The 13711-nt window shown below is 71.9% G+C and carries 10 protein-coding genes; 2 read left to right on the forward strand and 8 right to left on the reverse strand.

Annotation, left to right across the window (positions count from 1 at the left end; genetic code table 11):
• Nucleotides 1–9 precede the first annotated feature (9 nt).
• The 4 genes from AC3A6Y_RS10325 to AC3A6Y_RS10340 form a co-directional block, all read right to left on the reverse strand.
• Entirely contained in the window at nt 10–2124 is a 2115-nt protein-coding gene (locus AC3A6Y_RS10325) for a TonB-dependent siderophore receptor (RefSeq protein ID WP_487868128.1), read from the reverse strand.
• 109 nt (nt 2125–2233) lie between these two features.
• Nucleotides 2234–3295, reverse strand: a complete 1062-nt coding sequence (locus AC3A6Y_RS10330; protein WP_487868129.1) for a lipocalin-like domain-containing protein — start codon at nt 3293–3295, stop codon at nt 2234–2236.
• A 5-nt stretch (nt 3296–3300) separates the two neighbouring features.
• Nucleotides 3301–4371, reverse strand: a complete 1071-nt coding sequence (locus tag AC3A6Y_RS10335; RefSeq protein WP_487868130.1) for a PLP-dependent cysteine synthase family protein — start codon at nt 4369–4371, stop codon at nt 3301–3303.
• A gap of 10 nt (nt 4372–4381) precedes the next feature.
• On the reverse strand, nt 4382–6937 hold the full coding sequence (locus tag AC3A6Y_RS10340) for an ABC transporter permease (protein WP_487868131.1): 2556 nt from the start codon (nt 6935–6937) through the stop codon (nt 4382–4384).
• A 280-nt stretch (nt 6938–7217) separates the two neighbouring features.
• Between AC3A6Y_RS10340 and AC3A6Y_RS10345 the strand changes: the two genes are divergently transcribed.
• Nucleotides 7218–7460, forward strand: coding sequence for a hypothetical protein (locus AC3A6Y_RS10345; protein WP_487868132.1), 243 nt, complete (start codon nt 7218–7220; stop codon nt 7458–7460).
• A gap of 37 nt (nt 7461–7497) precedes the next feature.
• On the opposite strand, the gene AC3A6Y_RS10350 is transcribed toward AC3A6Y_RS10345, so the two are convergent.
• Genes AC3A6Y_RS10350 through AC3A6Y_RS10365 form a run of 4 tightly spaced genes read right to left on the reverse strand, consistent with a single transcriptional unit; the run spans nt 7498 to nt 12661 of the window.
• Nucleotides 7498–8793 (reverse strand): amidase, encoded by a 1296-nt coding sequence (locus tag AC3A6Y_RS10350; protein ID WP_487868133.1) that lies wholly within the window; start codon nt 8791–8793, stop codon nt 7498–7500.
• Nucleotides 8790–9974, reverse strand: a complete 1185-nt coding sequence (locus AC3A6Y_RS10355) for a CaiB/BaiF CoA transferase family protein (RefSeq protein ID WP_487868134.1) — start codon at nt 9972–9974, stop codon at nt 8790–8792. Before AC3A6Y_RS10355 ends, AC3A6Y_RS10350 begins: the two co-directional genes overlap by 4 nt.
• Before the next feature lie 18 nt (nt 9975–9992).
• Nucleotides 9993–11675: a urocanate hydratase gene (hutU, locus tag AC3A6Y_RS10360; protein ID WP_487868135.1), complete on the reverse strand. Its 1683-nt coding sequence runs from the start codon at nt 11673–11675 to the stop codon at nt 9993–9995.
• On the reverse strand, nt 11672–12661 hold the full coding sequence (locus AC3A6Y_RS10365) for an NADPH:quinone oxidoreductase family protein (RefSeq protein WP_487868136.1): 990 nt from the start codon (nt 12659–12661) through the stop codon (nt 11672–11674). Before AC3A6Y_RS10365 ends, hutU begins: the two co-directional genes overlap by 4 nt.
• A 59-nt stretch (nt 12662–12720) precedes the next feature.
• On the opposite strand from AC3A6Y_RS10365, the gene AC3A6Y_RS10370 reads away from it, so the two are divergent.
• Nucleotides 12721–13668, forward strand: a complete 948-nt coding sequence (locus tag AC3A6Y_RS10370; protein ID WP_487868137.1) for a LysR family transcriptional regulator — start codon at nt 12721–12723, stop codon at nt 13666–13668.
• Nucleotides 13669–13711: the final 43 nt, after the last annotated feature.

Genomic DNA, 13711 nt, shown 5'->3' on the forward strand with positions numbered 1-13711 from the left:
CCTGCTCCCTCAGAGGTCGACCTTGACGGTCGCCTTGATCGTGCGTGGAACGCCCACCGCCAGCCGCGTGCCGGCCGCCGACCAGTAGCGCTTGTCGCCCAGGTTGTCGATGTTGAGCTGCCACAGCGTGCGCTTGCCGAAGAGCTTCGTGACATAGCGCGCGCCGGCCGCGAAGATCGTGGCGCCGCCGATGAAGCCCTGGTTCAGGTCGTCGATCGGCCGCCTGCCGGTGTAGTAGGCGCCGCCGTTGACCGAAAGCCCCGGCACCGCCGCGATGTCGTAGGAGAGGAAGGCGCTCGCCGTGTGCTTCGCCGTGTTCTCGGGCCTCTTGCCGTCGTATTGGGCGTTGATGTCGCGGAACTGCGCATCCAGCGTCTGGGCCGAGAGTTGCCAGGCGAGCTGCCGCGTCAGCTGCCCCTGCGCCGAGAGCTCGAGGCCGCGATAGCGTTGGCGGCCGTCGGCCACGAAGGTATTGGCGCTGTTGGTGTAGGCGCCGGGCCGCTCGATGTCGAAGAGCGCGGCCGACAGCAGCATGCCCGTGCCGGTGAGCCAGCGCAGCCCGGCCTCTTTCTGCTTGCTGATGCCCGGCGGCATGCGGTTGTTCTGGTTCGCGGTGCCGGCAGGCGCGACTTCGCCTTCCTCCACGCCCTCGGCATAGGAGACATAAGCCATGAGGTCGGGCGTGAACTTGTAGCTCAGCGCGGCCAGCGGCGTGGTCTTCTTCACGTCGTAGTCGATCTGCGGCAGCGTGGCGCTCGCGAACTGCGTGCTCTCGAAGCGTGTGTGCCGCACGCCCGCCACCAGTTGCCATTCCGGCGAAAAGACGATGCGGTCGAGCGCATACAGGCCCAGCTCCCGGCTGTCCTGCGCGCCGGTGGTGGGCTGGGCGGGCAGCGCCGTGAGCGGCAGGAAGCCGATGGCGCGCGGAAAGTACAGGTTCTGCGCCGTGGTGGCGCCGCCGTAATTGCGCTGGAAGATCGGGTCCTGGCGCTTGTCGCTGCGCGCCGCGCCGAGCGTGAGCTCGTGCTGCACGCCGCCGGTCGCGAAGGTGCCGAAGAGCTCCGTGCGCAGCAGGTCGGAGCTCTGCTCCAGGTGCTGCACATTGCCGGTGATGCGGCCGGCGCCGGTGCGCACGTTGTAGTTGCCGAACATCGCCAGGCGCCGGTCGCGCTGTGCTTCCGAATGGCCGGCCTCCACCATCAGCGACCAGTGGTCGCCGAGCGAATAGTCGGCGCGCAGCTGGCTGTTCTTGACCTCGGCCTCGAACACGGCCCACGGCGGGCCGATCAGCTTGTGCGGGTCGGGCAGCGCCGGCAGCGGGATCACGCCGTTGACGGCCGCCAGGCGCACGATGCCCGCCTGCTCGACGATGCTCTTGCGGTAGTACTCCAGGTCGGCCTTGAGCCTGAGCCGGCTGTTGATGCGCCAGTCGAAGGCGGCCGACAGGAATTTGCGGTTGCCGTCCACGCCGTCGATGGTCGAGCCGAGCTGCCCGCCGGCCGCGTTGATGCGCAGGCCGTACTGGTTCTGCTCGCCGAACTGCCGGCCCAGGTCGACGAAGCCCTGCACCGTGCCCTGGTCGTCGAAGCTGGTGCCGATCGAGCTGACCGGCGTGCTGCCCGCGCGCTTGGTGACGAGGTTGATCACGCCGGCCGGCGAGGTGAAGCCGTAGTAGAGCGCGGAGGCACCCTTGAGCACCTCGACCCGCTCCTTGTTCTCCAGCGGCATCTCGGACACGTTGGGAATCGCGAGCGAGCCGTTGAGCCGGAAGTTGGTGCGGTTCTCGACCGCGATGCCGCGGATCACCAGCTGGTCGAAGGTGTCGCCGCCGTTCTGCTGGCGCGTGACGCCGGCCGTGTTGCGCAGCACGTCGTAGATGCCGGTGGCGCCCTGCAGCTCGATGACTTCGCGCGTGACCGTGTTGACGGTGGCCGGCACGTCCATGATGCTGGCCCCGCGAAAGGTGCCGGCCTCGACGGTGTCGGCGACGAAGCCGCTGCTGCGGTCGGATCGGACGGTCACCGCGCCGAGCTCGCCGCCGGCCGCGGGGGTGGAAGGAGTGGCTTGCGCGCAGGCGAGCTGGGCCGCCAGTGCGAGCGGCATCGCAACGAAGAACTTGTGCATGGGATCGCCGGGCCGGCGGGCCGGGCCCGGGCGACGGTGTTCGTATCGAGAAGAGGGACGCGGGATTGTAGGCGATCAAATGAGAGTTATTCTCATTTTCTGGCCCTCGCTACATCCGCAACGGCTGCGCGTACCCCGTCATTTCCAGATAGCCGCGCCCGATGCGCCGGCCGCTGTCGTCCAGCAGCTCGCTCAGGCCCTCCCAGTAGACGCCGCCGGTCGAGCCGCGGCTGTCGAGCTCTTGGTCGTCGAGCAGCGCCTGCACGGTGAAGTCGCCCGAGGGCGTGGCGATGCGCCAGCGCAGCGGATAGACGGCGCGGGTGCGCGGGCTGGTCCAGGGCCTGGCGCCTTCGAAGCGGACTTCATCGGCGCCGAACACGCGCTGCCGTCCGTCCGCGCTGCGCAGCGCGCCGCCGAACCAGAGGGCCGAGCCATCGCGCCGGCGGATGCGGAAGGCCATCAGCGCAGCGCCGTCGTCGAGGTTCATGCCGATCCAGTCCCAGCCGGACGCATCGGGGTGCAGGTAGGCCTCGCTCCATTCGTGGTCCAGCCATGCACGCCCCTGCACCTCGAAGCCGCGGCCCTGGAGGCTCAAGCGGCCCTGCGTCGCCAGCTGTGGTTCGCTGTAGTAGTAGCTGGCTTGTTCGGCTTCCGGGCCCTTGCGCGACAGGCCCTCCTTGCCTTGCAGCAGCACGGGCTGGGTCGGCGCAAAGCGCAGGTCCAGCGCGAAGCCCTCGGCCGGCAGCCGGGCCGCGTAGCCGTCGGCATGGCGCTTGAGCGTCCAGTTGCGCAGCCGGACGTCGGTGTCTTCCTCGGAAGCCGACGCGACGCCGAAGCCCGCACGCGCGATGCGCTGGTCGTGCCAGAGCTTGCGCCCCTCGAGGTCGGTGATGGCCGCGTGCGCAAAGATCAGCTGGCGTGCCGCGAAGGCCGAGCGCATGTGCTGCGTGGCATCGACGCGCGCGCGGAAGAAGGTGAGCTGGAAGCCGAACTCGCGCGTGCCGGAGCGGGCGTGTCCCGTGATGTACCACCACTCGGTGCGCAGCTCCGGGTGGCTGCCGAAGTCGCGCGGAAACTGCAAGGTGCGCAGCGGCAGCGACCACGCGGGCGGCATCGCCAGCGCCGTCATGGCGAGCAGGGCGCGCCGCGACCACAGTCCGTGCGCGCCCATGTGCATCAGCCCGCGAGCGCCGACTGCACGCGCTGCTCGGCCGCGCCGCAGTCGCCGAAGTTCTGCGCCACCCAGGCGGCGTCGTGGTAGCTCGGCAGGTAGCGTTCGCCGGCATCGCACAGCAGCGACAGGATGGAGCCCGGCCGCCCGGCCGCGCGCATCTCGCGAGCCACGGCCAGCATGCCGATGAAGTTGGTGCCCGTGGAGGGCCCGACCTTGCGGCCCAGCAGGCGCGAAAGCACGCGCATCGCGGCGACCGAATCGACGTTGGGCACCTCGATCATGCGGTCCACCAGCGAGGGAATGAAGCTGGGCTCCACCCGCGGGCGGCCGATGCCCTCGATGCGCGAGCCCGGTGCCGTCAGCGTCGCGTCGCCGCTTCGGTGGTAGGCCCCGAACACCGATCCTTCGGGGTCGGCCACGCAGATCTGCGTGTCGTGGCAGCGGTAGCGCACATAGCGCCCGATGGTCGCGCTGGTGCCGCCGGTGCCCGCGCCCACCACGATCCAGGCCGGCACGGGGTGCCGCTCGTGCGCCATCTGCTGGAACATGCTCTCGGCGATGTTGTTGTTGCCGCGCCAGTCGGTGGCGCGCTCGGCGTAGGTGAACTGATCCATGTAGTGGCCGCCTTCGCGTTGCGCCAGCGCGCGGGCCTCGTCGTAGACCTGTGCCGCGTGCTCGACGAAGTGGCAGCGGCCGCCGTAGAAGTCGATCTGGGCGATCTTCTCGGGCGAGGTGCTTCGCGGCATCACCGCGATGAAGGGCAGGCCCAGCAGGCGCGCGAAGTAGGCCTCGCTCACCGCGGTCGAGCCGCTCGAGGCCTCGACGATGGTCGTGCCCTCGCGGACCCAGCCGTTGCACAGCGCGTAGAGGAAGAGCGAGCGCGCCAGCCGGTGCTTGAGGCTGCCGGTCGGATGCGTCGATTCGTCCTTGAGGTAGAGCTCGATGCCGTGCGCCCCGAAGCCCGGCAGCGGCAGCGGAATCAGGTGCGTGTCGGCGCTGCGCTGGTAGTCGGCCTCGATGCGGCGGATGGCGCCGGCGAGCCATCCGGCGCAGGCGGGAGTGGATGCTGTCATGGCCGCATTGTCACCAGTCTTCCTTGACCGCCAGCACCGCGTCGCGCGAGGCCGCCGCGCGGCCGGCCAGCCAGGCGGTGACGGTGCCGGCCGCCACCACCGCGACGCACAGCGCGGCCAGGCGTGCCCAGGGCACGAGCAGGTCCATGGTCCAGTGAAAGCTCTGCGGGTTGACCACGTGCACCAGCACCACCGCGACCGCAAGGCCCAGGCCCAGGCCGGCCGCGGCGCCGATGGCGGTCCAGGCCGCGCCTTCGCCGGCCACCACTGCCAGCACCTGCGCGCGCGTGAAGCCCAGGTGCGCGAGCAGCCCGAACTCCTTGCGGCGCGCCAGCACCTGCGCGCTGAAGCTGGCCGCGATGCCGAACAGCCCGATGCCGATGGCCACCGCCTGCAGCCAGTAGGTGACGGCGAAGCTGCGGTCGAAGATGCGCAGCGAGGTCGCGCGCAGCTGGCCGACGGAGGCGATCTCGACCGCATCGGCCGTGCCGAGCTCGCGCGTGGCCAGTGCGCGCACCGCCTGCTGCACCTGTGCCTCGTTCGCGCCCGGGGCCAGCCACAGCGCGACGTCGCTCACGCTGCGGTCGCCGGTGAGGCGCTCGAAGTCGGGCGCGTGCATCGTGATGGCACCGAACTGCCGCACGTAGTCGCGCCACACGCCGGCCACGAAGAAGCGGGTGCCGCCGCCGAAGGCGCGCTCCAGCGGCTCGAAGGGCGCGCCGGGCTTGGCGCCGTAGAGCTCGACCATGGCTTCGCTCACGTAGACGCCGACCGCCTCCGCCGGCACCGGCAGCGCCGCGCCGAGCAGGGGCAGCGAGCGCGCGGCATCGTCGTCGAGGCTGCGCGAGATCAGCGTCACCGAGGGCCGCGCCGGATCGAGCAGCAGCGCGCGCGTGCGCAGCGTGCCGGTGCGTGCCACGCCCGGCAGCGCCGACAGCGCCTGCACCAGGGCCGGCGTGAAGGCCGCCTGCTCGCCGCCGACCGAGCCGCCACCGCCGCCGCTCGCGCTGCGCACGTACAGATCGGCCGGCAGCACCACGTCGAGCCACTGCGTCACCGACTCGCGAAAGCTCGCCACCATCACGGTGAGCGCGACCGCCAGGCTCAGGCTCGCCACCACGCCGCTGACGGCCACCGCCGCGGTCGCGCGCATGCGCCGTGCCCGCTCGATCGCCAGCATGGGCAGCACGCGCCGCGCGAACAGGGGTGCCAGCCGGTCGTAGAGCAGCGCGATCAGCCAGGGCAGGGCGGCGATGCCGCCCACCAGCAGGAAGCCCACCGAGAGATAGGCCGCGATCGGAATGCCGAAGACCGCGGGCGCGGTGGCCAGCGCGATGCCGGCGGCGATCAGCAGCAGGGCCAGCTTGTGCGCGCCGCCCCGGGCGTGCGCAGTGCCGAGGCCCTTGAGCGTCTGCGCCTCGGGCAGTGCCTGCGCCGCGCGCGCCGGCCACCAGCCGCCCACCGCCGCGGCCAGCAGCCCCAGGCCGCCGTAGAGCAGCGCCGGCCCCCAACGCCAGCGCAGGGTCGGCGCCACGCCCTCGAAGTAGCCGCCGCCGAGGTCGCCGCCCAGCACCCGCAGGCCGAAGGCGGCGAGCGCGGTGCCGAGCGCGAGCCCTGCGATGCTGCCGATCAGGCCTAGCGCCAGCGACTCCGCCAGCACCAGCTGCAGGCGCTCGCGCGGCGTGAGGCCCAGCACGCCCAGCAGCGCGAACTGCTGGGCACGCTTGGCCACGCTGAGCGCCAGCACCGAGAACACCAGGAAGGCGCCGGTGAACAGCGCCACCAGCGCCAGCACCGTGAGGTTGACGCGGTAGGCGCGCGAGAGATTGCTCACGCGCTCGGCCGCGTCGCCGGGCTCGGCGATCTGCAGCTTCGAAGGCCAGCCCGGCGATTCGCGCAGCGTGCGCATGAAGGCTGCGCGATCGGTGCCCGGCGCAAGCCGCAGGTCGATGCGCGTGAGCTGGCCGGCGCGGCCGAACAGGTCCTGCGCGGCGCCGATGTCCATCACTGCCAGCGCGGCGCCGCCGGCCGCCACCTGGCCGGAGATGAGCAGCTCGCGCGTTTCCGTGCCCATGCGCAGCTGCAGCCGCGTCGCGCCTTCGCCGAGCGCGTTGCGCGCGGCCGCGTTGAGGAACACGGTGTCCGGCGCCATCAGGGCGAAGCGGTCGGCATCGGCGGCCGGCCTGGGCATCAGCGCGGGCGCGATCGAGGGCAGCAGCAGCGCATCGACGCCGAGCACGCGCAGCGGCAGCCGGCGGCCATCGCCGGGCAGGGCCGCCACGGCCTGGGTCTCCAGCACGGGGCTGGCGAGTTGCACCTGCGGCAGCTGTGCGACGCTGGAGAACAGCGACTCGTCGAAGCTGCCTTGCGCGGCGCGCAGCTCCAGGTCGGGCTGGCCGTTGACCGAGCGCACCGCGCTCGAGAACTCGTCCAGCGCCGAGGCATTGATCAGATGCACCGAGAAGGCCAGCGCCACCCCGAGCATCACCGCCAGCACGGCCGCGGCGCTGCGCCACGGGTGGTGGCGGAGTTCTTGCCAGGAGAAGGTGCGGAGAAGGGTGCGCATCGGGGCCGATTCTGCGCGCTGCCGGGGTTGGGCTCATCGAGCAGCGCGCACAGTGCATGGAACAGCTGACCTATCTGATAGGCGCGTGCGAATTCACCCTGATCACAGTGGTGATCAACAAGCTTGCGCACCGAGCCAGGTAGGTACAGCGATCCGATCCATCCCTATCACTTGGCACTGCAATTCGGCCTGCAGCGATCGCCAGCCGGAAATCGGCTGCCCGAGCATCCTCAAACGGTAGGAGGCCCCGCACCCGCATGCCGCCTATGCTCCGGCCGGCATGTCAGAAGAAGATCGAGAACTCTCCACCGCGGCCGCCGCCGAAGCCCTCCGGGAGGAACTGCACGAGTCCCAGCGCATCCTCTCCGCGCTGCACGCCGCAGTACGCAGGCGCTCGGCGAACAACCCGAACATGAACCGCCTCCTCGCCACGCTGGCGAGCGCGCTCGACGAGATCGAGGTGCAGCTCAATGCCGCTCGGACTGCGTCGACAGGCAGTTGCGCACCGCGACGCTCGCGCTGAGCCCGGCTGCGCCCGGCGGCCCGGGTCACGGGCAGTCTCAAGGTGCATTCGCCAGGAAGAGGTGGACGCTGGCGGCGACCGCCAGCAGCTCGCGCTCGCGGCGCGGATGGCCGACCAGCTGCACGCCGATCGGAAGGCCCTGCGGCCCGCGCAGCCCGGGCACGTTGACGCAGGGCAGGCCCAGCAGGGTCCAGACGCGGCTGAAGACGGGGTCGCCCGTGGCGGCCAGGCCGGCCGGCGCCTCGCCCGGGGCGGCCGGCACCAGCAGGGCGTCGAGCCCCTCCATCAGGGCGCGCACGGTGCGCCGGCCTGCATCCGCCTGCGCGAGCGCCTGGCGGTAGTCGGCCTCGGCGCACTCGCGCCCGCTCTGCAGCAGGGCATGCAGGGCTGCGCTGAGCTGCCCCGGATGCTGCCGCCATTCGATGTCGAGCTGGCGCGCAGCCTCGTAGGCCATCACCGTCTTCTGCGCCGCCAGCAGCCCGGCCGTCGCGGCAGGCATCGCGGCATCGCGCAGCACGACGCCGGCCGCTGCGGCGAGCTGCAGCGCCTGCTCGAAGGCGGCCGCGCCGCCGGCATCGGCCGCGGGCCATTCATGGGTGCGGCAGGCGCCCAGGCGCAGCGCGCCCGGTGCCGGCGGCTGCAGGGACTCGAAGGCGGCGCCGGCCATCGCGCAGCGCATCAGCTCCAGGTCGTCGGCGCTGCGCGCCAGCCAGCCCAGCGTGTCCAGCGAGGGCGAAAAGGGCTTGATGCCTTCGAGGCTCGCCAGCCCGAAGCCCGGCTTGAGCGCGAACACGCCGCAGTAGGAGGCCGGCCGGATCAGCGAGCCCGCGGTCTGCGTGCCGAAGGCGAGCGGCACCATGCCGTCGGCCACTGCGGCGGCCGAGCCGCTGGAGGAACCGCCGGGCGTGTGCGCCGGGTTGCGCGGATTGGCGGTGGGCCCGGGCTGGAAGTAGGCGAACTCGGTGGTCACGGTCTTGCCCATCACCACCGCGCCGGCCGCACGCGCGGCGGTCACGCAGTGCGCGTCGGCGGCAGGGCGGAAGCCTTCGTAGATCGGCGAGCCGTAGCGCGTGGGCAGGTCGGCCGTGGCGATGATGTCCTTGACGCCCAGCGGCACGCCGCCCAGCAGCCCGGGCACGCCGCGCGCATCGAGGGCGCGCGCGGCGGCCAGCGCGCCTTCGGCATCGAGGTGCTGCCAGGCGTGGATCGAGGGCTCGCGCTCGGCGATGCGGTCGAGGGCGGCGCGGGCCACGGCCTCGGCGCTCAGCTCGCCGCGGGCCAGGCCCTGGCGCAGCGCGACGGCGGTCATCCCGGCGTAGGCGCTGCCGTTCATGCCAGGACTCCCGCGCTGCGCAGCGCCGCGATGTCCTCGTCGCTGCGGCCGAGGATGTCGCGCAGCAGCGCCTCGCCATGCTCGCCCACCATCGGTTCGCGCACGACCTGCGCCCTGCCGCCGCCGGCGAAGCGGGCCGGCTGCGGCACGATGCCGATCTCGCCGAACACGGGGTGCGGCACCCGTGCCTCGACCCCGCGTGCGCGCACCTGCTCGGAGGCCATGGCCTGTCCGAGGTCGTGTACCGGGCCGGCCGGGATGTCGTGGGCCCGGCAGCGCGCCACCGCCTCCTCGACCGTCAGGCCCGAGAGCCAGTCGGCGATCAGCGGGCGCAGTTCGGCCTCGTGCGTGCGGCGCGCGGCGCCGTCGGCAAAGCGCGGGTCCGCGGCCAGCGCGGGCCGGCCCATCGCCTCGCACAGCCGCGCGAACAGGGCATCGGTGGGCACCACCAGCGTGAGGTGGCCGTCGCGCGCCGCGAAGCAGTCCACCGGCACGGTGACCGGGTGGCGGTTGCCCACCCGCCCGGGCGCGCGGCCGGCGGCGCGCAGCTGGCTCAGGCCCGTCATCTGCAGCGACATCATCGCGTCGAACATCGCAAGGTCGATGGTCTCGCCGGTGCCGGTGCGGCTGCGCGCCTGCAGCGCGGCCAGCACGGCCCAGGAACCGAAGAGGCCGGTCCACAGGTCGCTGATCGATTCGCCCGTCGCCGTGGGCGGGCCCGCGGGATCGCCGGTGAGCGACATCAGGCCCGACATGCCCTGGATGATCAGGTCGTAGGCCGGCAATCCGGTGGCCGGACCGTGCTGGCCGAAGCCGGAGATGCTCAGGTAGACCAGCCGCGGGTTAAGGGCGCGCAGCGTGCCGGCGTCCACGTGCAGCCGCTTCGCCACGCCGGGGCGGAAGTTCTCCACCACCACGTCGGCCGTGGCCGCGAGCTCCGCCACGATGGCCTGCGCGCGTTCGTCCCGCAGGTTGAGCGCCAGGCTCTTCTTGTTGCGGTTGATCATCGAGAAGTAGACGCTCGTGCCTTCGAGGAAGGGGCCGAAGTGGCGGGCGTCGTCGCCGCCCGGCGCCTCGATCTTGATCACCTCGGCGCCGAGGTCGGCCAGGAGCGCGGTGCAGTACGGTCCCGAGAGCACGCGCGACAGGTCGATCACGCGCAGGCCGGTCAGCAGTCCCATGGATGTTTCTCCTCGGATTCAGAGCGAAGGCAGTTGAAGGCCATGGCGTGCGGCGGTCTCGATCGCGATGGGGTAGCCCGCATCGGCATGGCGCATCACGCCGGTGGCCGGATCGTTCCACAGCAGCGTCTCGATGCGGCGTGCGGCGTCGTCCGAGCCGTCGGCCACCACGGCAATGCCGGCATGGGTGGAAAAGCCGATGCCCACGCCGCCGCCGTTGTGCACGCTGACCCACGAGGCGCCGCAGGCCGAGCTCAGCAGCGCGTTGAGGATCGGCCAGTCGGCCACGGCGTCGGAGCCGTCGAGCATGCCCTCGGTCTCGCGGTTGGGGCTGGCGACCGAGCCCGAGTCCATGTGATCGCGGCCGATGGCGACCGGTGCCGACAGCTCGCCGCTGGCCACCATGTCGTTGATGGCGAGGCCCGCGCGGTGCCGCTCGCCCAGGCCCAGCCAGCAGATGCGCGCCGGCAGCCCCTGGAAGCGGACGTGCTCGCGCGCGAGCGCGAGCCAGCGCTGCAGGGGCTTGTCGTCGGGGAAGAGCTGCGCGAGCCGCGCGTCGGTCTTGTAGATGTCCTCCGGATCGCCCGACAGTGCGACCCAGCGGAAGGGGCCCTTGCCGCTGCAGAACAGCGGCCGCACGTAGGCCACCACGAATGAGGGGAACTCGAAGGCGCGCGCCACGCCGCCGTCGAAGGCGACCTGGCGGATGTTGTTGCCGTAGTCGAAGACCGGGATGCCCATGTCCTTGAAAGCCAGCATCGCCTCGACGTGCACGACGATCGAGCCGCGTGCCGCCGCTTCCACCGCGGCCGGGTCTGCGGCACGCGCTTCGTTCCATTGCTGCTCGCTCCAGCCCGCGGGGATGTAGCCGTTGCGCAGGTCGTGCGCCGCGGTCTGGTCGGTCACCACGTCGGGCCGCATGCCGCCCGCCTGCGCACGGCGCACGAGTGCCGGCAGCATCTCTGCGGCATTGCCCAGCAGCCCGACCGACAGGCCGATGCGGCGTTCCTTCGCGTCGGCGATCAGCGCCAGCGCGTCGTCCAGGTCGCGGGCCTGGCGGTCGAGGTAGCCGGTGCGCAGCCGCATGTCGATGCGGCTCTGACGCGCCTCCACGATGAGCACCGCGGCCCCCGCCAAGCGCCCGGCCAGCGGCTGGGCGCCGCCCATGCCGCCCAGGCCCGCGGTCAGCAGCCAGCGGCCGGCCAGCTCGCCGCCGAAGTGCTGGCGCGCCACCTCGCAGTAGGTCTCGTAGGTGCCCTGCACCGTGCCCTGGCTGCCGATGTAGAACCAGGAGCCGGCCGTCATCTGGCCGTACATCATGAGCCCCTGGCGCTCGAGCTGGTTGAAGTGGCTGGCCGTGGACCAGTGCGGCACCAGGTTGGCATTGGCGATCAGCACGCGCGGCGCGCCGGCGTGCGTGCGGAACACCCCGACCGGCTTCCCCGACTGCACCAGCAGCGTCTCGTCGGGCCGCAGCCGCTGCAGGCTGGCGACGATGCGATCGTAGGCGTCCCAGTTGCGTGCCGCCTTGCCGATGCCGCCATAGACCACCAGCTCGTCCGGACGCTCGGCCACCTCGGCGTCGAGGTTGTTCATGAGCATGCGCAGCGCGCCCTCGATGCGCCAGTCGGCGGTGTTCAGTTGCGTGCCGCGCGGCGCGCGCACCGGGCGGGGGCCGGCGGTTGTCAGTCGGTCGTTCATCGCAGGTCTCCGGAAGGCTCCGCCAGCAGCACGCTCTTGCCGACCGTGCCGCGCTGCGCCAGGTCCTGCAGCGCCAGCGGCAGCTCGGCGAAGGTGTAGCTCCTCCCCGGTGCGACGCGGATCGCGCCGCGCGCATGCAGGCCGAGCAACGCATCGACGGCGCGCTGCACCTGCGCCAGGCTCCAGTCGTGCGACCAGTAGACGCCGAGCGCCGAAAGGTTCTTCAGCAGCAGGCGGTTGGCCGGGATCTGCGGGATCTGCCCACTCGAGAAGCCGACCAGCAGCAGGCGGCCGTTGCGCGCGATGCAGCGCAGGCTCTGCAGCGTGGCGTCGCCGCCCACGGTGTCGACCACCACGTCGGCGCCGCCGTGTTCGCGCACGATGTCGGCCCACGGGTCTTCCATGCTGACCACCTCGTCGGCGCCGGCGGCGCGGCAGGCCTCGAACTTGGCCCGGTGGCCGACCAGCGCGATGGTGCGCGCGCCCGCCGCGCGCACCAGCTGCAGGCAGGCCAGGCCCACGCCGCCGGCCGCGGCATGCACCAGCACCGTCTCGCCCGCCTGCAGCCGCGCACGCTCGTGCAGCGCGATCCAGGCCGTGGGCCAGACCACCGGCAAGGTCGCGGCGGCGGCATCGTCCAGGCTCTCGGGCAGGCGGATCGCCATCGTCTCGCGCACCGCGGCGCAGTCGGCGAAGCCGCCCCATTCCACCTTGGCAGCGACGCGCTCGCCCACGTGCAGCGTGCTGCCGGGCGGCGCCTCGATCACGCGGCCGGCGATCTCCTGCCCGGGCGAGAAGGGCGGCGGCGGCTTCACCTGGTATTGGCCCTTGAGCATCAGCAGGTCGGAGAAGTTGAGCGCCGCCGCCGTGACCTGCACCAGCACCTCGCCCGCCTGGGGCACGGGGCGCGGGACCTCGAGGCGCTGGAGGGCGGCGATGCCGGTGGGCTGGTCCACCAGCCACGCTTTCATCGTCGGCTTGTTCATGTGGGCCACGCGTGATCCCCATTGCTAGAATGAATTTTCCCCACCGTCCCGGAAGCGCCGTGCCCCCAGTCCAAGGCGATCGAACGGCAGGCGAGGGCAGCGCCGAGCTCCGCGCGCCCGACTTCTCGCTGCGCCAGCTCTCCTATTTCGTCGCGGTCGCGCGCCACCAGTCGCTGCACAAGGCGGCCGATGCGCTGCATGTCTCGGCGCCCGCAGTCTCGGCGGCCATCGCGCACCTGGAAGCCACGCTCAACGTCCAGCTGTTCCAGCGCCGCCATGCGCGCGGCCTGGTGCTGACCGAGGCCGGCAGCGCCTTTGCCGTGGAGTGCCGCAACCTGCTGCAGCAGGCCTGGGAACTCGGCTCGGGGCGGCTCATGGACCACCACGAGATCCAGGGCCATGTGCATCTGGCGTGCCTGTTCTCCTTCGCGCCTTTCGTCATCCCGCCGCTGATGCGCCAGTTCGCCGATCGCTTGCCGAAAGCGCGGCTGTTCTGGCACGAGGGCCATCACGAGTACCTGCTCGAAGGCCTGCAGACCGGCGCCTTCGACCTCGCGCTGATGTACGACTTCGAGGTGCCCTCGGGCATCGAGTGCATCGTGCTGCGGCCCGCGCCGCTGCAGGCGGTGCTGCCGGCGGGGCATCCGCTGCTGGGCAAGCCGAAGCTCACCATCCGCGAGCTCGCGACCGAGCCGCTGATCCTGCTGGACCTGCCGCGCACGCGCAACTACATGCTGTCGGCCTTCAGTGCCGACGGCGTGGCGCCGCGCATCGCGCACCGCGTCTACTCGATGACCATGCTGCTCGGCCTGGTGGCCAATGGCCACGGCTTCTCGCTCCTGAACTTCTGCCCGCCGGACACCCACTCGCGCGAGCTCGAGTCCACGCTGCGCACGCCCAACCTGGTGCTGGCGCATTCGCATCGCTACCGATTCACGCGCACCGCGGCCGCGGTGGTCGAGATCGTCACCACGCTGGTCGACGACCTGGCCTTCACGGCCGGCTGAATCCGGGCAGCGGCGCATGGTCGGCTCACCGGGTCGCTGAAAC

Source organism: Variovorax sp. Soil_C_17, from assembly GCF_057657265.1.